Source organism: Vibrio sp. A8-1 (assembly GCF_013048685.1).
Classification (GTDB): domain Bacteria; phylum Pseudomonadota; class Gammaproteobacteria; order Enterobacterales; family Vibrionaceae; genus Vibrio; species Vibrio metschnikovii.
In genome coordinates this window covers 1-20,850 of the sequence record NZ_VHTC01000021.1, presented here as the reverse complement: position 1 = coordinate 20,850, position 20,850 = coordinate 1, and the positions used below count along the sequence as shown (strand labels likewise).

General features: G+C 44.3%; 16 protein-coding genes. 7 read left to right on the top strand and 9 right to left on the bottom strand.

Going from position 1 to position 20,850, the window contains the following annotated elements; genetic code table 11:
* Positions 1-208: 208 nt before the first annotated feature.
* The 4 genes from FKN93_RS11990 to FKN93_RS11975 all read right to left on the bottom strand — a co-directional run bounded on the left by FKN93_RS11990 (position 209) and on the right by FKN93_RS11975 (position 5,937).
* The gene (locus FKN93_RS11990) at positions 209-1,327 is read right to left on the bottom strand and encodes a lipocalin-like domain-containing protein (protein WP_170905179.1); all 1,119 of its coding nucleotides are present in this window, start codon (positions 1,325-1,327) and stop codon (positions 209-211) included.
* Positions 1,324-3,783, bottom strand: a complete 2,460-nt coding sequence (locus tag FKN93_RS11985) for an FtsX-like permease family protein (protein ID WP_170905178.1) — start codon at positions 3,781-3,783, stop codon at positions 1,324-1,326. The genes FKN93_RS11990 and FKN93_RS11985 overlap by 4 nt, the downstream gene beginning before the upstream one ends.
* Complete coding sequence (locus FKN93_RS11980) at positions 3,764-4,435, bottom strand: ABC transporter ATP-binding protein (RefSeq protein WP_004395380.1); 672 nt, start codon at positions 4,433-4,435, stop codon at positions 3,764-3,766. The genes FKN93_RS11985 and FKN93_RS11980 overlap by 20 nt, the downstream gene beginning before the upstream one ends.
* 125 nt (positions 4,436-4,560) lie before the next feature.
* A complete protein-coding gene (locus FKN93_RS11975; RefSeq protein ID WP_170905177.1) occupies positions 4,561-5,937 on the bottom strand; it encodes an MATE family efflux transporter in 1,377 nt (458 codons plus the stop codon).
* A 181-nt stretch (positions 5,938-6,118) separates the two neighbouring features.
* Between FKN93_RS11975 and FKN93_RS11970 the strand changes: the two genes are divergently transcribed.
* The 3 genes from FKN93_RS11970 (at position 6,119) to FKN93_RS11960 (ending at position 9,461) form a co-directional block, all read left to right on the top strand.
* Positions 6,119-7,546 carry a DUF2867 domain-containing protein gene (locus FKN93_RS11970; RefSeq protein ID WP_004395382.1) on the top strand — a complete coding sequence of 476 codons (1,428 nt, stop codon included), beginning with the start codon at positions 6,119-6,121 and terminating at the stop codon, positions 7,544-7,546.
* A gap of 161 nt (positions 7,547-7,707) precedes the next feature.
* The gene (locus tag FKN93_RS11965; protein ID WP_224214109.1) at positions 7,708-8,622 is read left to right on the top strand and encodes a triacylglycerol lipase; all 915 of its coding nucleotides are present in this window, start codon (positions 7,708-7,710) and stop codon (positions 8,620-8,622) included.
* The gene (locus tag FKN93_RS11960) at positions 8,622-9,461 is read left to right on the top strand and encodes a lipase secretion chaperone (protein WP_083797755.1); all 840 of its coding nucleotides are present in this window, start codon (positions 8,622-8,624) and stop codon (positions 9,459-9,461) included. The genes FKN93_RS11965 and FKN93_RS11960 overlap by 1 nt, the downstream gene beginning before the upstream one ends.
* 205 nt (positions 9,462-9,666) lie before the next feature.
* Here the strand turns inward: FKN93_RS11960 and FKN93_RS11955 are convergent, their stop codons facing one another.
* The 3 genes from FKN93_RS11955 to rsuA form a co-directional block, all read right to left on the bottom strand.
* Positions 9,667-10,326, bottom strand: coding sequence for a DUF2913 family protein (locus tag FKN93_RS11955; protein ID WP_170905176.1), 660 nt, complete (start codon positions 10,324-10,326; stop codon positions 9,667-9,669).
* A complete protein-coding gene (locus FKN93_RS11950) occupies positions 10,326-11,534 on the bottom strand; it encodes a Bcr/CflA family multidrug efflux MFS transporter (protein WP_004395386.1) in 1,209 nt (402 codons plus the stop codon). Before FKN93_RS11950 ends, FKN93_RS11955 begins: the two co-directional genes overlap by 1 nt.
* A 203-nt stretch (positions 11,535-11,737) precedes the next feature.
* Entirely contained in the window at positions 11,738-12,433 is a 696-nt protein-coding gene (rsuA, locus tag FKN93_RS11945) for a 16S rRNA pseudouridine(516) synthase RsuA (RefSeq protein ID WP_170905175.1), read from the bottom strand.
* Positions 12,434-12,519: 86 nt separating this feature from the next.
* Here rsuA and FKN93_RS11940 point away from each other — a divergent pair, with 86 nt between their 5' ends.
* Positions 12,520-14,259, top strand: coding sequence for a DEAD/DEAH box helicase (locus FKN93_RS11940; protein ID WP_170905174.1), 1,740 nt, complete (start codon positions 12,520-12,522; stop codon positions 14,257-14,259).
* Between the two features lie 179 nt (positions 14,260-14,438).
* Positions 14,439-14,717, top strand: coding sequence for a 50S ribosomal protein L25 (gene rplY / locus FKN93_RS11935; RefSeq protein WP_004395389.1), 279 nt, complete (start codon positions 14,439-14,441; stop codon positions 14,715-14,717).
* 168 nt (positions 14,718-14,885) lie between these two features.
* Here the strand turns inward: rplY and FKN93_RS11930 are convergent, their stop codons facing one another.
* Positions 14,886-16,538 (bottom strand): methyl-accepting chemotaxis protein, encoded by a 1,653-nt coding sequence (locus FKN93_RS11930; RefSeq protein WP_170905173.1) that lies wholly within the window; start codon positions 16,536-16,538, stop codon positions 14,886-14,888.
* Positions 16,539-17,022: 484 nt separating this feature from the next.
* Here FKN93_RS11930 and FKN93_RS11925 point away from each other — a divergent pair, with 484 nt between their 5' ends.
* Positions 17,023-18,660 carry a methyl-accepting chemotaxis protein gene (locus tag FKN93_RS11925; RefSeq protein WP_170905172.1) on the top strand — a complete coding sequence of 546 codons (1,638 nt, stop codon included), beginning with the start codon at positions 17,023-17,025 and terminating at the stop codon, positions 18,658-18,660.
* 124 nt (positions 18,661-18,784) lie between these two features.
* On the opposite strand, the gene FKN93_RS11920 is transcribed toward FKN93_RS11925, so the two are convergent.
* The gene (locus FKN93_RS11920; protein ID WP_170905171.1) at positions 18,785-19,438 is read right to left on the bottom strand and encodes an HAD family hydrolase; all 654 of its coding nucleotides are present in this window, start codon (positions 19,436-19,438) and stop codon (positions 18,785-18,787) included.
* Positions 19,439-19,595: 157 nt separating this feature from the next.
* Between FKN93_RS11920 and FKN93_RS11915 the strand changes: the two genes are divergently transcribed.
* Positions 19,596-20,513 carry a LysR substrate-binding domain-containing protein gene (locus FKN93_RS11915; protein WP_154168346.1) on the top strand — a complete coding sequence of 306 codons (918 nt, stop codon included), beginning with the start codon at positions 19,596-19,598 and terminating at the stop codon, positions 20,511-20,513.
* The last annotated feature ends 337 nt before the right edge of the window (positions 20,514-20,850 follow it).

Genomic DNA, 20,850 nt, shown 5'->3' with positions numbered 1-20,850 from the left:
GCTTAAACGTTGAACACAATAAAAGGCATGAGCTAGGGTCTGTTAACCTTTCGAGCTGATTTTTACAGCAGTTAGTGGTTTTTTATTTTTTATACAAGGCATAAGCGTTGGAATGTAGTAACGCTACCTGATAAGCCGATAACGCGGCAGAAAGGAGCCACCAACGCTGCCTGAAGGGTTAGGCCAAAATACACAGACAAAAATCAAACTAATAGCCCGTCAGCTGCATAAAACCGCGGGCAGAATGCGAGCCTTGAGAATGAATGGGCCCTTGCCAATAAGGCTGGGTGAAGTCTAACCACAGATTAGGATTCAGTGGACTCAAGGTAATATCGATATTTTCTTTAGCGATCACGACCTGCCATTGCAAAGGTAACGTTTTGCCATTGGCAAGTTTGACGGATGGCAGTGGTATCATCTTGATTTCTTGCTCAGTCAAATGAGTCACCTTTCCATCTTTACTCGCCAAGGTGCCATAAATATGAGGTCTTTGATGCAGATAGCGATGTCGAGTGACACTCAACGTTCGTTGTTGATCAAGGTGCAGTACAAACCAATCTAAACCTTGCTGATCTTGGCCTATCAGTCGGCTGCCCCACTCTTTACTTATCCATGCCTGACCACGTACGGCTATCGGTTGTGTATAAGGCGTTAAACGTAATGTACCTTGAATAGAGACAAATGGCGCATATACCGAGTAAGAAGCCAGTGATGAATGATGATTTTGTCGCCGCTGAAACCCTTGTTCGCCCGGTAAGATATAAGGACCTTTAGGTGTCATATGCATCGCCAACTGAAAGTTATCGGTGGCAATATCTAACTGACTCGGCAATGGCCCCGCACTTAATGATCGCCAATGCCAGTTATCGATCCACATCCGAAATGGCGGTGTTGTCACATCGGCTTGACCAATCCCCCCTCGGGCAATACGTTGCTCTTTCCAAACTTGATAAGCATTCGCCACCGCAACATGCGATAAAAATAGTTGCGAATTTTGCCAGCCGACGCCTTGCTCGGAATCGTTCGCCAACTTAAAGAAATTCCATACTATCCCGTATTCTTGCCCCTGTTCATCTTGTACATTCGCGAAAACATGCCACCATTCATGTTGATACTGGGGATGCAAAGCAAAATCTTGTGGCAAACGAACGGGATTATCGGCAGAGGGAAAAGCAAAAACCTGTTGCTCATCGATGGAATGAGTCACCGATGACAAACGGTCAGCCGATAAGGTCAAAAAATGACTGACAAGGAATCCAATCAATAAACCAAGTGCGGCCAAAACAACCACTATCAGCCATCGCTTGTGATTCATATTATTACTCATAATGCATCCCTTAATGATTTAATCGCCGACTGACGAACTAAACGCATCACAGGAAGCGCCCCAGAAATAATCAGTGCCAGCATCGATAACATAGCCGTTTTTGCATAAGCGGCTGGCATCAGTTGCAACTCAATACTCCATCCAAATGAGTAACGGATCACCACATCAATCACCAGTGTTGCTAATGCCAAACCTAGCGGCAAGGCAATCAATAAGGAAATCAACCCAAAAACCAATAGCTGTAACGCACCAATCACCACTAACTCTTTACCTGATACACCCAAACAACGCAAAAGGGAGATATGCCGCTGACGAGAGACCTCTCCCGCTAAGGTTGCAAAGAATATCCCACACACAGCAATAAACAGCGTAATGTTACTTAAGCTATCAGCGATAGCAAACGTGCGATCAAATACCTGCATGGCTTGATGATGAATAGAACGGTTATCAAATACACGCTCAGAATTAAGACGAAAGACACTATTTAAGCGTTTCAATAATGCTTCCCCCTCCGTTACCTGATCAGCGTTAAGCGTCACCGCTAAAGAGACATTGCCGCTACTCATAAAACCGTGCAACCAACTTTGGTGAGACATCATGACTTGATGGTAGGGATTACCATAATCATAATACACCCCGACCACTAACCAATGTTGTCCTAAAGGCATCGATAAATCGATATAGTCACCCGGACGAATGCCAAGCCGTAACGCCATTGATTCGCTAATCATTACACTGCGAGATTGATGAAGAAGATACCAATAATCCGGAACACCGACTTTAATGGTTAATGATTGCCGCTCACCTTCAGAATCGCCTGTACTCACCATTTGGATCATACCTTTGTCACTGGCGAGATCTTTTTCCCAACGATGCCAGACTTCTTGCACTTCAGGTTGTTGAGTCAGCCATTGTGTCATCCGTGCTGCCGAACTATTGGTTGGATAAAGATAAATATCCGCAGCTAATCGTTGATTCAACCATTTATCCGTGGTGTCTCTAAAACTGCCGACCATGGTTTCTACACCAATATTCGCCGTCATCGCCAACATAAACGCCATGGTCGCAACGCCTCGATAACTCATGCTGGCAGCCGCATCCGCAAAAAACCAACGTATTTTTACGCCACGTAAAGTATAAGAAAAACTGACAAACAGTTTCCAAATAAAATAAGGTGTTAACAACGCCGCGCTGAGGAGCATTAAGGTAATGATCACAAATCCAGAGGTTTGACTTTTCGGTGCTTGATAAATCGCGATGGCTGAGACGAGCAAGCCACAAGCCACTAATCCTTGAAAGGTAAATTCTGAGCCAGCAAAACGAACCATAGACAAACGTGTGGTTAACCGGATCGGTTGAGACTTGAGCAGACGAATTAACGGCCAAGCACAAGACGCTAATGCAGCGCAAGTAGCCATCAGTAAACTATAGCTACTCCAGCGCCAGCTCCACCCAACGGAAAGTCCTACGTTTGCATCATACAAATTGCTTAAGCTAGCAGATACCGAGGGTAATAATTGGTTGGCCAAAACTAACCCCAAAACGTTACCACAGGCCCAACTGATTAAAATCAAACCGATCAATTCTATCGATAACGCTTGCGCTAATTGCCAACCAGAAACTCCAGTTTGTCGCAAGATCCCCACTAATGGCTGACGCTGAATTAACGATAACGACATGGCTTGATAGAAAATAAACATACCGACTAAAAAAGACAGCATACCCAGTGCGGTTAAGTTCATATGAAAAGCTTGGGTGAGTGACTCTAACTCACTACGCGTGGTGCGTACTAACGCCATTCCACTGGGTAAGCTATCGGTTAATCTTTGCAATTTCTCTTTCGGCATATCACCGCAAGCAATCACCGATAACCCAGAGCTTTGACGAATACTGCGCACCAATGAAAGGTCGGCAACGACTCGTGTACCATGAATCAACCCATTGGTATCAATCAATAGTGGGCCAAGCAGGCTGCCATCTTGTAATGGAATGTAGTCGCCATTATTCCAACCTTGTAACGTTGCAAAGCCATCACTGACTAAAATCGGATGTGGCGATTTAAATAAGGCTAACGTACTAATTTCATTGAATGGCTGACGATTATTAAGGGGGAGCATCGCTACTGGGTCAATCCCTAAAAGCGAAAACTCCGTGCCAGTTGTCGTGGTTAAGCGATAATGATCAATAGGCACACATTGATGGAACCCTTCTCGACGTAACTGAACGTAAAAACCTTGAGGAATTTTATTAGCAATATGTTTTGGTCGAATGCGATAAGGAAGAGGATTGGCAAACAGTTTTTCACCATGCTGATAGCTTTGTTTCGCATGATGATTAATCGCCGTCACACCAACTAATAAAGAAACACTGAGTGTTAAACCCAGCCAGACGAGAAAAATTTGTAACGGGTAGCGACGATAATGCCCAAGTAACGCTTTAACTACGGGCAATAACATGCAACCTTCCTCCTTGTAAGCGAATACAACCTTCCATGTGCTGCGCCACTTTTTCACTGTGAGTGACTAACAATAAGGTACATTGTAACTGACGACTTAATGAAGTCAGTAAGCGCATCACTGCTTCAGCATTGCGTTCATCAAGGCTACCGGTTGGCTCATCCGCTAGAAGGATTTTGGGTTCCATATACAAAGCACGAGCAATTGCCGCTCGTTGCTGTTGACCGCCCGACACTTCTTCAGGATAACGACCTAAAAGCGGCATTAAATCTAATGAGGAGAGAATTTGTCTCAATAAACCTTGGTCTTCGGGTAAACCTTTAAGTTGCCGACAGAAGCGGATATTATCGGCGACATTTAAGGTCGGCAACAGGTTAAACTGTTGGAATATATGACCAATGTTATTACGCCGAAAGGCGGTGCGTTTATGCTCTGATGTACTGTGCATCGCAAAGCCGGGAAACCAAATCTCCCCCGAGTCAACACTATCTAAACCAGCGATCAAATTGAGTAAGGTGCTTTTGCCAGAGCCACTCTCACCCATTAATGCCAACTGATCACCTTGATTTAACGTCAACTCTGCACCTTGTAACACAGGGTGGAACTCATCACCATCCACAAAACCTTTGCTCAGGTCTATCAGCTGTAACATTAAACCGCTCACACCATTGCTTAAAATTAGGATTGAGAATCTACACTAAATCCCTTCGGGTAGGAAGTATTTTGGCTGTAGATCACAGAATATGAACACAATTGCACCAGTTTGTTGTTATGTGTCTAGTTTCCGATCAAATTCCGCATCCATTTTTTACTGATCATTCGCCATAATGAGCCGACCCATTTGATCAATTCTTCGACTAAAAACAACAAATAAATCCACTCAGGTTTAACGTTAAAATAGATAGCGGCAACCGCCGCCAGAGGGATACCGATAATCCACTGCGCAACCACATCTTGTCCAAGACAAAATTTGACATCGCCTCCAGCACGAAGGACTCCGACAATCACTGTCATGGGTACTGAACGCAAGACAATACCAAGGCTTAAAATCACAATGAATTTTTCTGCTAACTGACGAGTTTCTGTGGTCAGAGCACTAAACGCATTTAAGATAGGGATCTGCACAATAAACAGAACCATAGCAACCAGTATCCCAGACAGCAGGCTCAGCACCGTAACACCAATGGCTTGGTAATAAACCGCATCATACTGCTTAGCGCCTAACTGATTGCCGATCAGTACTGCGGCCGCATTAGACATACCAATTAGAAAACTCAAAGAAATCGATTCAACAGGCGTCATGACGGATAAGGCAGCCAGCCCCTGCACTCCACTTTGGCCCATGATGGCGTGGTAAACAAATAACCCCCCAGCCCATGCTAAAAAGTTAAACGTCGTCGGGAGTGATAAGCGTAGAAATCGTTCAATGGTTTGCCAGACCATAACCGCTTTTACATCAAGTAGTCCAAAAGCTAATAGATGCTTTTTCCAATATAAGTAACCATACAAACAGCCCACTTCAAGAAAACCACTGAGTAACGTTGCAATCGCTGCGCCTTGAATGCCGAGTGCTGGAAAGCCTAATTTGCCGAAAATTAGCACCCAGTTCAAAAATACGTTGGCCAGAATCCCAATACCACTGAAAAAAGTACTAATGCCTGGCTTATGCATCGCACGTAGGCCGACCGCCATACTACTGACACAGGCAACCGCTAACATGCTAAAAGAGGTAATAACGAGATATTGACTGCCCAGTTGATTAACGAGAGCCGAATCGGTGGTCAATGCCATAATTTGCTGTGGAAAAAATAAAAATAAACCCACCGTTAATACCGCAAACAACATCGACACCAACCAAGTTAAGGCGGTACTTTCTCTCACCCCCTGTTTATTCGCTGCTCCCCAATATTGAGCGGTTAATAGTGCCCCACCTGTAGTTACTCCTACGAGCATAATTGTGGTCACGAACGTAGCTCTTGCCGCCACACCAACCGCCGCAATTTCTGCCTCACCGAGCTGCCCCAGCATCAACACATCCACTAGCCCGCGGCTAGAAAACATAATGCTTTGTAAAGTAATCGGCAAAGCAATCGCTATCAAGCGACGCAAAAAGTCACCTTTGGTGTAATATATCACTTGTGAAACAACGGACAACGGAGCACCTCAATGGCAAACATTAACGAGAAAAAGGCATCTTGAGTCGCATCAATACCAACCGCCGGGCCGTTTCATCGAGATTACTGGACCAAATGATATCGCTACAACGTCAAGTTAGAAGGCTGAATAGTGGCTGAAGATTATACGCTCAAGCCTTAGCCTATCCCAAGGAATAAAAATGAAAAAAGTATTAGTATTAGGTGCTTCAGGTTACGTCGGCTCTCAGCTTATCCCTTTATTACTTGAACAAGGTTATCAAGTCACCGCTGCGGCTCGGCAAGTCGATTATTTTACCGATCGCACCCCTAAACATAAGAATCTCACCATTATTTATCTTGATTTAGCCAATCAACAGCAGACTTGTCACTGGGTCAAACAAGCGGACTTAGTCTATTTTTTAGTGCACGGCATGGCCCAAGGCGGCGATTTTATCGACTACGAATTGTCCCTAGCGAATAACATGCGTGAAGCTTTACAACACAGCCAAGTCAAACACGTCATTTATCTTAGTGCTTTACAACCACCATCCGGCCATTCTGACCATTTAGCCGCTCGACAAAAAACTGGCGAAATTTTACGTCAAAGCCAAGTTCCCGTAACCGAATTAAGAGCAGGAGTGATCATCGGCCCTGGCTCAGCGGCTTTCGAGATCATGCGCGATTTTGTTTATAATTTACCCATTCTGATCACACCGCAATGGGTCGATTCAAAAGCCAACCCGATTGCTTTAGCTAATCTTAACCATTACCTGTTAGCGCTTGCTCAGGAAACTCCCGAACAACATCAACAGTTTGAAGCGGGTGGCCCCGATACCCTCACCTACCGTGAACAATTTGAAGTTATTTGCCGATTAGCCAATAAACCCTTTCGGCTTTGGTCTACTGGTTTACTCACCCCTCGAATGGCCTCTTACTGGCTTGGATTAGTCACCTCGGTTCCGTCGAGTATCGGACGAGCCCTATTAGATGGCCTTGCCCATGATTTTATTGCCAATAACGATGCGCTTCAGCAACGTTATCCACAAACGATGATTGGTTATTACGATGCGGTGAAGTCCACCATCGAACAAGAGGGTACCTTTGTACGCAGTAATGTCTGGGGCTTTGACCCCGGCGCAATGCAGCGTTGGCAACCGGGGTTTGGATTTTATCCTAAGTATACCGGCGCAACCATAACCACCGATGCCACTGCAGAACAGCTCTGGAAAGTCGTCAAAACCATGGGCCAGCGCGATCAAGGCTATTTTTTTGCTAATTCGTTGTGGCGAACACGTGAATGGCTCGATGTGTTATTTGGTGGAGGAAAACCGGTTCGACGCAGCCCACCAGGAACCGAGTTACAAGTGGGCGATTTTATCGACTCATGGAAGGTGATTCGCTGCCAGCCGCCGCGCTTTTTGTCTTTATTGTTTGGCATGAAAGGGCCTGGCTTAGGGCGTCTGGAGTTTGCCATTAAAGATCTTGGTGAACAACGTGAACTGACTATTACCGCATGGTGGCATCCACAAGGGTTTCGTGGCCTTCTTTATTGGTTTGTGATGATGCCTGCGCACCTATTTATTTTCAAAGGTATGGTCAGAGCGATCGTGAAAAAAACCAAAAAATGAACCCGTGGGTGTCACTGACCGACGGATGAGTTACCCCGGTCACAATCACGGCGAAAACCCTCGACAGTGCGTAGAATTGACACTATTTTACATTGATAATATCAATGCCAACTTATAATAAATAACACAAGGGTATCAATGTGAACGTCATATATCGATGGATAAGCCTACTCTGTATTGGATTAATATCCTTTCACACACCAGCGACATTCGCCAATAGTGGCTATACCGAAACCCGCTACCCATTGGTACTGGTCCATGGCATCTTCGGTTTTGATAGTATCGCCAAAATAGATTACTTCTATGGCATTCCTCATGCACTCAGTAAAGATGGTGCTACCGTATTTACTGCGCAAGTCGCAGCCGCTAACCGCTCAGAAGTACGCGGCGAGCAACTATTGGCACAAGTTGAAACCATTCTAGCCCTAACCGGCAAAGAGAAAGTCAATCTTATCGGTCACAGTCAAGGCAGTCCAACCGCTCGTTATGTCGCCTCAGTGCGTCCTGATCTGGTTGCTTCGGTGACTAGCGTTGGTGGTGTTAACTGGGGATCGCGAGTCGCTGATATTGTGAGAAATACCGTACCAGAAGACTCGATTTCTGAGGCCTTAGCCGTCAAAATCACCAATAGTTTTGTCACTTTGATCAACGTACTCTCCGGTGGCAAGGGGCTAGAACAAGATGCCTTAGCGGCGCTCGATACCTTAACCACGGAAGGCTCATTGGCTTTTAACCGTCATTATCCAGAAGGCGTTCCGACAACCTATTGTGGGCAAGGTGAAGCGATCGCCAGTAATGGTGTTCACTATTTTTCTTGGACTGGTTCATCGGCCATTACTAACTTGCTTGACCCCACCGACATCCCTATCGGAGTTTTAAGCCTTGCTTTTGATGAACCCAATGATGGCTTGGTCTCTGTCTGCAGTAGCCATCTTGGTCAAGTCATTGGTACCCACTATAAAATGAATCATCTCGATGAAGTCAATGGGCTTTTAGGCATTCGCCATCTTTTTGAGGTTTCACCCGTTACTCTTTATCGTCAACATGCCAATCGTTTGCAACAACTTGGACTGTAATGATGCGTTATAAACCCATGATGGTTGCCCTAGCACTCGGAGTATTGATAGTGACATTGTCACCAATATGGTTGCATGATGATCAACCCGTGACCGCCCAACCACCGAGTGTACTGAAAAGTGACGTTGATCTTTCCTCCCCTCGCGATTTCTTGAATTATCTGGTATCAGAAATGGATCAGATCGATGTTAACTTATTAAAACAACAATTTGCGCATTATATTGATGAAAAAATCAGCTTTGATGAGCCTTTGTTTCATCAATTAATCGACTATCACCACGCTCTCGATAAGTTAAGCTTTTCATCACTGAACGGACTCGCTGCAGATTGGCAACGTCTGCATGACAAAATCGTTAATCTTCAAGGCGTTCATTTTTCTACCGATCAGCAATCTTTATTTACTGAAGAAAATCGTATTCGACAGCTCGCGATTGATAAACAAAAACTGTTTGAAATCTATCCACAACAAAAAGCGCAACGCTTATGGGATGAGCAGATAAACCAACAACCGGATTACATACAACGTAATGAACACAATGATCGTTTATTAAAAGCGGTTCTCACATTAGATGAGCAAGATCCACAAGACCACTACCTAGCTTTAAAAGAATGGGTGGATGAAGAAACCATTCAACGTCTTAATCACCTTGGGCAATCAAGACAGCAGTTTGATCAACAGTGGCAGCATTATGTTGAGCAAAGAAAAGTAATTGTTAAACGTTTAGCCGATCATCCTGATCAGCAACAAACACAGTTAGACGAGCTACGTCGTCGCACGTTTTCCGAACAAGATTTACGACGTGTACAAAGTTTAGAACGCATTCACTTTGATCAATAAGCATTGTGCTCAATAAGCGCTTTGGTCAATAAGATAGTATAAGTAAGAGATCGGATAAGTCACTCCCCCATTGCGGGGAATAATTATTGGATTGACGTGAGCAAACATCATCAACAACTGATGCAGATTCAAAGAGGAAACGTTACTTTTATACTTATCAGAGCCACGATAAATCGTCGCTCTGATTTAGACTAAAATGGTAAAATTAAGAGGCTTGAAAAGAAAGGGGAATTTCCGCTAATTGGGTCCCTTGATTATCTGGAAAAATCACATATTCGCCATGGTATTTGACGTTCGATTTGTAATCAGTGCGTTTATGAAGCATAAACCCTGCTGCCGCTGCTTTCTCAACAAATCCGGCATGGTGGCCACGCACAAACCAGTTCATGGGTTTTATCAAGGCTTCGCCATCAAAACAGTCATCACACTGTCTTGAGCAAAGCGCGAAAGAGTTTTGCCCTTCGATAAATATTTGTACTTTACCACAATCCACTAATGGTTCAGAGGTTGAGACTTCCCATCCAGCTTGTTCCATTTCGTCCAAAAAGGCGTCTATTTTCTTATCCGTTAAGTAATTATCGGCATGCTCATTGAAAAACTGGGCGTAATACGCCGAAATACGTCGAAATTGCAACCATAGTCCTGATTGATTCCCCTTCGAGCGCCCCGCTTTTTGCCAAACGGTTAAATCATCGCGTACACAGCGGTCAAAACGCTGATTTTTTAAAGATTTGGTCACCCAATGTACTAAAAAATGATTATTTGCCACGGGAGCATTCGCCAACTTTCCAGCAGCGTGTTCTTGCGCTAACTCTTCTAAAGCGCTGTTCACCAGCTTCTGAATTTCTAAATAATACTTCGCCACTATGCGTTTCTTCCCAATGTCCAATAAAAACCCGCTGACAGCACTGAACATGCTGACATCACTAAAATCATTGGCCAAGTCACATCACTTGGCATTGAGGCAACCACGGCACCAATCACCGAACCGGTACCAAAACGCAATGTACCGGACAAAGAAGAAGCCGTACCAGCGATTCGAGGATAACCACTCAATAATAGTCCCATCGCATTACTGCCAATGGTTGAAATGGTGCCAATAAACAACACCACAAAAGGAACGGTTCCCCATAATCCCCAATCAAGTGCCCAACCAACAAATAAACCAACGCCCGCCAATAATTGAATAAATAATCCAAAACGTAACATGGCATGCGAACCAACGCGTCGCACAAATCGACCATTAATGCTGGTCATCGCGATCATCGCAATAATATTGAGCGCAAACAGATAACCAAACTGGTTTGGAGTCACACCATAAATATCAATATAAACAAAAGATCCTGCGGTCAAAAAGGCAAACATCCCCGAAAATGAAAAAGCCCCAGCGAAAATCAGCCCCATCGCCTGACCATTACGGCATAATTGCGCATAGTTTTTCATGGTGTTCATAAATCGCAAGGGTTGACGATTTTCTATTGCCAATGTCTCAGGCACTTTCCAAAGTACCATCGCCATCACGACCACAGCAAAGATAGCCAACACCCAAAAAATGGAACGCCAACCAAACCAAACAGCTAAATGCCCACCAATCAATGGCGCAACTAACGGCGCAAGTGTAACCACTAAGGTGACAAAAGACATCGCACGTGCAAAGTCTTCTCGATCAAACATATCGCGCACAACCGCCTGAATCACTACTGCGGCAGCTGCACCTGCAAACCCTTGGGCGGCACGAATATAAGTTAATGCCTCGATACCGTGTGTCGTGGCACTAAAAACCGAAGCCACCGCAAATAAAAATACCCCTGACAACATCACCGGACGACGACCATAACTGTCCGCTAACGGGCCGTGCAATAATTGTCCAATCGCAAAACCTGCCGTATAAGCCGTTAACGTTAATTGCACGGAACCGGCAGTAGTACCTAGATCTTTGGCGATAGCAGGCATTGCAGGTAAATACATGTCGATAGCGAGTGGGGTTAACGCCCCGATAGCGCCCAACACAATAAACAGCAAAAAGCCAAGGCTAGAAGCATCATATTTAGCGGGGGCAGTATTGGAAGTCATAAGTCTCCGTTTTATCAATGAATATGATTTAACTCTGGTCGATAGCCTATCGACCCAAGCGCTGATCTTGCCGATCAGCAACCCATTTCTTTATTGCGACGAGCTGAGATAAGCGACTGGCTTAGGATAAGCGTTCGCTACGAAGCCAATTGTATGTTCAAATATAAGGAAACTCGATGGCCGTGTTTCCTAAGGTTGAGCGATCAGTTCCAGACAGAAGCGATTTCCGATTCGGTCAAATAACGAGATTCTCCCGGCTCAAGGCCAGGGTCCAAAACAATATCGCCCACACGTTCACGATGTAACCCAACGACCTTATTACCAAGAGCTGCAAACATACGCTTAACTTGATGATATTTACCTTCGTGAATGGTCAACAAAACCTGTTGTTGATCTATGATTTCTAGCTGAGCAGGTCGGGTTAGATCTCGCTCACCGCGTAACTCAATTCCCTTCGCAAACTGCTCAGTATACTCGGCGGCAATGGGATCTGCGAGCCAGACACGGTAAGTTTTTTCACAATGATGTTTAGGTGAAGTCACCCGATGTGACCACTGCCCATCATCCGTGATTAACACGAGCCCTGTCGTATCAACGTCCAAGCGCCCAGCAAAATGCAAGTCCCGTTGGTTAGCCTCATCCAATAACACAAAGGCCGTTTGGTTGAAGCTGTCTTCATGAGAACAAACATAACCTTGAGGCTTATGCAGCATGATATAACGAGGGCCACTTAAGGTCAGCGCTCTGCCTTGCCACTCAACCTGCGATAACTCGGTAACTTGACATGAACCACTTTTGTGAACAATACCATCGACCGTTACATCGCCACTTTTTAAAAGTTGAGTCGACTCTTTACGTGTGGTGCCGAGCGCATCACACAAAAATTTATCTAAACGCATGAATACCTCATCTGCTTGAAGTCAGGTATTATACAAGCCTCACTCAAAATAGTTGAACTATTTCACATAATTAATCCCTTGCCTTTATGTATACCTTACGACCTTATCAAGCGGATTCAGTCAAAGCCGTGATTCATTACTTTCGTCAGCACAGTACCCCTGCGGTGATTGTCCTCCCTACCGGTGCAGGAAAAAGCTTAGTAATTGCTGAATTAGCACGTTTAGCTAAAGGGCGAGTATTAGTTCTTGCCCATGTTAAAGAACTGGTGGAACAAAACCATGCCAAATATGAAGGCTATGGGCTCACTGGTGGCATATTTTCAGCCGGACTAGGACGAAAAGAGAGCGAACATGCGGTGGTGTTTGCTTCCGTGCAGTCTGTGGTACGAAATTTATCGACTTTTCAACAGCCATTTTCGTTATTAGTGATTGATGAATGTCATCGAGTCCCCGATGATAAAGACAGCAGCTATCAAAAAGTCATTAGCCACTTATTGACCCTCAACCCAAAGATGAAGGTGCTCGGTTTAACCGCAACCCCTTATCGACTAGGCATGGGATGGATCTATCAGTACCACACTCGTGGGCTCGTGCGCAGTGAAGAGCCACGTTTTTTCAAAGATTGCATTTTTGAATTACCGATCCACTACTTATTGGATGAAGGTTTCTTAACTCCAGCGCGTCTGATTGATGCGCCTATCCTCAGCTACGATTTCTCTCAGTTAAGCCCAACGACTAGCGGACGATACAAAGAATCTGAACTCGATCTGGTTATCGAGCAATCCAAACGCGCAACACCACAAATCGTTCAACAAATTATTCAGTTAGCGCACAACAAGCAAGGGGTAATGATTTTTGCGGCTACGGTTCGTCACGCCCAAGAGATCCTTAGTTTACTGCCTGAACAGCAATCCGCCTTAGTGATTGGCGATACATCATCACAAGATCGCGATCGGATCATCCAACGTTTTAAACAGCAAGAGATCAAATTTTTGGTCAATGTCTCAGTATTAACCACCGGCTTTGATGCTCCACATGTCGATTTGATTGCTATTTTAAGGCCTACCGAGTCGGTGAGTTTATACCAACAAATCGTCGGTCGAGGTTTACGTCTCGCGCCGGGAAAAAACGAATGTTTGGTGCTTGATTATGCAGGTAATCAGTATGATCTGTATCAACCCGAAGTCGGCGATCCGAAACCCGACTCTAACAGTGAAATCATTACTATTCCTTGTCCTGCTTGCGGCTTTAATAATAATTTTTGGGGCAAACTGGATGCGAACGGCTTTCTTCTCGAACACTATGGGCGGCGATGCCAAGGCTATTTTGAAGATAAAGAGACTGCAGAGCGCGAACATTGCGGCTACCGTTTTCGTGCCAAATATTGCAATCAATGCGGAGCCGATAACGACATCGCCGCACGAATTTGTCACGAATGCCAAGCGACGTTAGTGGATCCGGATAAAAAGCTTAAAGAGGCATTGAGCTTAAAAGATGCCTTAGTGTTTGCGTGTCTCACCATGACATTCAGCGTTCATAAAGATAGCAAAGGAAAAAACCATCTTCGAGTGACTTATCTTGGTGAGAATAACGCCCAAGTGCACGAGTTTTGGTCACTCACAACCCCAAAACAGAAAGCTATCTTTAAACAGCGTTTCGTTCGCCCCCATCTGGCCGATAAACATCGAGCATTTGACGCCGCATCACCGAGTAAAGTCGTCGATCATCAGCACCGTTTTCGACCACCACAATTCGTTATCGCACGAAAAAATGGCCGATTTTGGGCACTGAGGGATAAAATTTTTGCCGATGAGCTCAGTGATTAACCATGCTGGGGATTGCCTAGTATGAAGCCATCATTTTTATTGCTCATCCTAACGTAGAATGTTAGTATCCGCGCTCGTTTTGAGAGTGATTATTATCGCTAACGAAGCGCTACGACAGCACAAGGTCGCATTGATGCTGTCACACTTACTATTTTTTTACTAATTTGAGAGTAAATACTATGAAATTCAATGCAGTAGTGCGTACTGAACTAGGTAAAGGTGCGAGCCGCCGCCTACGTCACACTGGTCTATTCCCAGCTATCGTTTACGGTGGTGAAGCAGCGCCAGTATCTATCGCTCTAAAACACGATGATGTGATCAACCAAATGGATAAGCCAGAGTTCTACGAAGCGATTACTCTAGTTATCGACGGTACTGAAGTTAAAGTTAAGCCTCAAGACGTTCAACGTCACGTGTTCAAGCCAAAAGTTGAGCACATGGACTTCATCCGTATCTAATTCCCTACCAAGGAATTTGTTGGATAAAATCCAACCTTTTGCATAAATAAGATTTTTTGGCCTTACCATCCAAACCATCTAAAAATCAGAAACCCCGATGCTACCAACATCGGGGTTTCACCGTTTTAAGGGCTTCCTTTTAAAGCCCTACCCTCATGTATCATCGCGTTAGCGGTTGTGCGAAATATTAAAGTAAGCGACCTCTTTTTTAAGTTCGTTAGCCAAACGATTTAACTCGTGCCCCGCATTTTCATTGGCTGCCATCAATTGGATCGACTCACTCGACATTGATGAGATTTGCCCCATCGCTGAAACTACCTCTCCAACCACAGCCACTTGATCATCCGTCGCTGAAACCACTTCTCGAATCCGATGAAGCGTATCTTTGGCTTGTTTTTCTATATTAATCAGTAGATCGCTGGCTTGCGCGGTTTTTTGATTACCCTCTTCGACCTGAGGTTGTGTTGCTTGCATGGCCTTAACACTGATCGCAGTTTGAGACTGAACTTCACTGATCAATGATTCAATTTGCGAAGTCGCTTCTCCGGTACGCTTGGCTAATTGACGCACTTCATCAGCCACTACAGCAAATCCTCGACCAGATTCTCCGGCTCGTGCAGCCTCAATCGCGGCATTCAATGCGAGTAGATTGGTTTGTTCTGAAATACCACTGATCACATTTAATATTCCACCAATATCTTTGGTCTTTGCTTCAAGTAACTTGACTTGTTCAACGGTTGAGTTGACCGTAAGAGCAATTTTTTCCATTTGTTTCGCGACCGAGAAGACTAATTCGCGCCCGTGATGCGCATTATCTGTCGTCATGACCGAATTACTTTCGGTTTGTTTAGCAATATCCGCGATTTGATCAATCGTATGACGCATATCTTCTAATCGTGAAAGCGTATCTGCGGTTAAATTTGATTGCTGCTTGGCCGAACTCAAAACTCGACTCGACCCATCAGAGACCTCTGAAACTTGACCAACGATCTTGGTTGAAGCTTGAACAATATTACTGACGATAGCCGTTAAGGTTAATGACATACCAGACAATGAATCCAAAATACTGTCTTTCGCTCGTTGCCCATAGCGGTGGGTTAAATCCCCTTTTGATAAGCGTTTGATCGCCTGCTGGGCTTCATAAGGTTCACCACCCAATGATTGGCGAAAGCTTCTCTCAATAACGATGGCGACGAGTAATGAAATCACGATCGCCACTCCCGATAGCAGCAGCATTAAGTTTTGAAAACCGCTTGCTTGTTCACGAGCCGCGGGCGTCATCTGCTGATTCAACTCTTCTTGATAGTCAATAAACTGGTTGATGCTATTCAACCATTCTACAAATGCCGGACGAACCTGATCAAGGAGCGCTACATTCGCATTAATGTCTCTTTTCTTATCACTGATGATCGATTGCACCATGGGTAAGGTTTTTTGCTGGATTTGATCAATACTGCGTAAGATAGCCTGCTCTTTCGGCGTAAATATCACGCCACTGGCGATCATTTTTTGCATGTTATTTTCAGAGTCTCGATAAAAACGCTCTAAATTTTTTATCTCATTTTCTAATCTATTAAGCTCACTACTATTTCGGGCGATGGCAACATCTCGAATTGCAATAGCGCGATCATGCACGCTACCTCGATAATTAATCGCATAACGCTGTTTGAGTGAGTTGACATCGGTGATTTGTGACAAGGTATCGTCAATCAAGTTTACTTTCTGAATACCCAGTATCGTTAACAACAACATTAAACAGACTAAAATGCCAAAACCCAGTGCAAGTCGCGTTTTTACTTTCCATTGAGACATAAAGTCCATGGCTTCCTCCAAAAATAAGTATCAATTAATTATTAGTATTTCTTGTTATTAAGCTTGCTAATATTTAATGCAAAAAATAGGCTAAATAGGGTCAACACACCGATGTATCACACGTTCAGACAAAACAGTTTTTACTGTGTCGTACGTCGAATCAATGCTGAACAGGTTGTACGTAACGTAAACTAAAAAGACCACTTTAGTCTGATTAGGTATAGTGAAATAAAGGGGCCTTCGCTAATCGAATCTACGTATTAATTTGATAGGAAAAAGTAATAATTAACCACTCAGTTTTCTACTGTGCACTTTAACTTATCATCAAAGCGAGTGATTGAACTCAACACTTATTGATTGAACGCTCAATTTTCAAACATTCTGTAACATCGTCGTCATCTAAAAGAGAAATAATCCAGCGGATTCTCGGTATTTTACTACTCAAACACAGCAGTGATAGCGAGAGAGCCTCTTTCTAACGGTGGTTATCATTATGTTTAAATTAAACCAGTTCAACATTAGTACTCGCTTATTTTGCTTAAGCGCCTTACCCATCATCAGCTTACTGGTCGCACTTGGACTCTCATTTGAAGCCGCTCAAGAAAAAGATCGGCAATTCACGCGGCTTTATCAACAACATCTACTGCCACTGAGTGATATTTTGGCAACCCACTCTTTACTGAGACAAGAAGGTTTAGATGACTTAAGACGTTATCGCACCGGCTGGGCAAGTCAAAAAGATACCGTAGAAAAAATAGAACAGTTAATAAACCAAGTGGAAACCCACTGGACAGCTTATCAACGGACGCAAAGTGGTGTGCTCGACCCATTAAGTCAACAAGCGGATGAACAATTGCAAAAAGCTATCGAACTTTATCAGCAGTGGATATCAAGGGCAGGCAGTGATGCAATTACGATCCGAATTCTCAACGAATCGACGTTTGGTAATGAAATTAATCAAGTATTAGTTCCGCTCGGTGACACACTGAATCAATTAGTTAACCAACAAATTAGTAAAGCCGATGACGTTCAACAAGAAGCAACGCTCTTGACGGCTAGAATGATGCATTTTTATCTCTTTGGTGGAGCCGCTTGGGTTATCTTGCTCATGGTACTCGGCTGGTTGATCCAACACTCAATTCAGCAACCATTACGCCAATTACGTAATAGCATTCAATACCTTGCTCATTCTTCTAATCTAACAACACAAGTAACGGTGCAAGGAAAAGATGAAGTTGCACAAACAGCGCAAGCGCTCAATACGATGGTTAATAATTTCTGTCACTTGATCATAGAAATTGAAAATAAAAGTGTCGATTTACACCAAAATGCTCAACGTATGCTCGCGGTAAGCGAAACGGTCGAGGACAAAGCAAATACGCAAAGTCGACAAACCGCAAGCGTCACAAAAGCGATGGATGAAATGGAGCAAACCATTTATGCGGTCGGTGAACACACACAATACGCGCAAACTGTGATTGCCCAAGCGGAAGAATTTAGTTCGCAAGGAACAGATACCGTACAAAAAGCCAGCGCCGGAATAAAAAGCTTAGCGAAATCGATCGATGACTCAGCACAAATCATTCGTCATCTCCATAAAGAATCTACCGAAATATCCCAAGTATTAACCGTCATCCAGACCATTGCTGAACAAACGAATTTATTGGCTCTCAATGCCGCAATTGAAGCGGCACGAGCGGGAGAAGCAGGGCGAGGGTTTGCTGTCGTCGCCGATGAAGTGCGTAATTTATCAGGCAATACTGAACAAGCTACCCGTTCGATTAACGATGTGCTTTCTCGATTACAAAAGGGCGCTAATGACGCAGTCACGGCGATGCAATCGGCAAACCAACAAGCTTTAGTCAGTGTTGAATTTTCGGAACATTCTGAACAGGTTCTTAAACATATTCGTCAAGCCTTTGAAGAGGTTGCTCTGGTTAACCAATCGATCACCACGGCTAGCCATCAACAAGCCAGTGTCGCGAAGCAGACTAAAAGTATTATTTATCATCTCAGCCAAGAAACTCATGGGCTAGAACAACAAGCAACACAAGCAAGAACGATCAGTGAGCGGTTAAGCGATGCTTCTCAACAACTTGGGGAAAAAGTACAGCATTTTACCACCGTATAGGTACGCTGGGTGGAGCTTTTGACACTTTAGCCTTGATCCGCAAAAACTAAATAGCCATGCCCTCAAGTACAATATCGTACTTGAGGGCCGAAAAAGATCGGTTGATTGATAATGCCTGCAACGGCTAAAAATGTATGATCGGCCAATCAGACACTAAGGCACGCGCTTTAAGCTGTTGGTTTGGATTGGTCGCAACAGGATGGCTGGCAAATTCAAGCATGGCAATATCATTATGTGAATCGCTGTAGGCATAACAATCACCAAAGCTGATGCCCTGCTCGGCCAACCAGCGATGAATCACAGCCACTTTTCCTTCGCGATAACTTAATGGGGTTCGCGCCTGTCCAGTAATGAGCCCTTGCTGTGTCTCTATCTCAATGCCAATCGCAGCATCAATCTCTAATAACTGTTGCCAAGGGCGCACCAAAAAATCCTCACTGGCTGAAACAATCACGACTCGACGTCCAGCTTGTTGATGCTCTCTGATCAATTGTTGCGCCATCGGATATAACTGCTTGAATAAATGCTGCTGCACAAACGCTTCCGCTGTCTGACTGACTTGCTGATACTCCCTGCCGACAAGAGGAGCAAGGGTGAGCTTTAAATAATCATGCATATCCAGTACACCATGATCGTACTCAGCCATCATTTGCGCATGCTGATGATGCAATGCACTTTCTTTCTTCAGCCAACCTATCTCCGACATGTAATGCCACCACTGTGCAGAGCTATCAGTAGCAATCAATGTGTGGTCTAAATCAAACAGAGCCAGCTCCATATTTTTTCCTAATCGATAATCCTTTGTATAGGATGCCAAGCCAAATTGCTTTTGTATAGCGAGTCTAGCTTGGCCTTAGCCCTATATTAACTAATGTCTGTCATTGGAACTTCATCTTTCTTATTTATGGTTAAACCACATCCCATTGGAGTTAATCATGAGTCAACTACCCCCTCTGAATGCTTTACGTGCATTTGAAGCCTCAGCTCGTTTAGGCAGTTTTACCAAAGCGGCCGATGAACTCAATGTCACGCAAGCTGCGGTCAGCCAACAAGTGAAAATTTTAGAACATCATCTCAAAGCCACATTGTTTACTCGTGAGGCGAAAGGCATTCGACTGACGGATGCGGGACAAAGTTATCAACCCGTATTAAGCCAAGTTTTTCACTCATTACGGATTGGAACTGAAGATCTGTTTGGTGAGCGGGGAAATAACACCTTATCACTGCGTGTATCCAATACATTTGCTGAGCATTTCCTTGCCCCAAGATTGCCGAGTTTTTTAAAAGATTATCCCCGCTTTCGAGTTCGGTTATACACCTCGCCATGGAGCCAATCTGATCAAAGAAGTCAGCCTGATATTGAAATATACAACGGTTATGGAGACTGGGATGGGCGTCAAGTCGAACGGCTAACTCATGAATACTGGCAAGTGGTGTGCCGCCCACAAGCCATAAACCATTACGGTAACGTCACTTGTGCCAAACAGTTATTAGATTGGCCACGCGCCGCGATTATTGGTTATCGAGAAACTTGGCTCGATTGGTTTAGCCAACAAGGTATCACTGAGATTGCCGATGCACCTTGCTTAGAGTTCGATACCACTACCCTAGCAATTCAAGCGGTTCGTCACGGTGATATTGCCTTACTGACGCGTAATTTTGTGGTCGCCGATCCTCTTGCTAAAGGTAGCCTCGTACTGGCGCATCCGGCGAGTATGACAACGACTGGAGGACATTATCTCGTGTGGAAAAAAGGCGATCATCGCCCCAAAGTATTGGCTTTTTGTGATTGGATTCGTCGTGAAGTTGCCAAGCACCATGCAACACAAGCTGATTTATTAGGCCTGACATAAGAAATTCTAGGCCATTTAACCCAATGGCGTAACGGTTTCGTCATCTAACTTGCTTAATGTAATCATAATAAAGTTCACCACAGATATTCGCCCAACAAATATGTTATGAGGAGTTAACCATGTCAGCACGACACATTTTGGCCAAAGGAATACTGGCTCTCTCGGCAAGTTTTTCTTTTATGCTTCACGCAACCGAACTGACCGTCTATACGTAAGCGTTCACCGAGGTATCTTGACTTACCATGCCTGAAGAAGCATGTGCAGTTTATAGATCAAAAACGTTCGGGTACGGTTTCTTCTCAACGACTGACGTGATGATTTCACTCAGAACTGACAT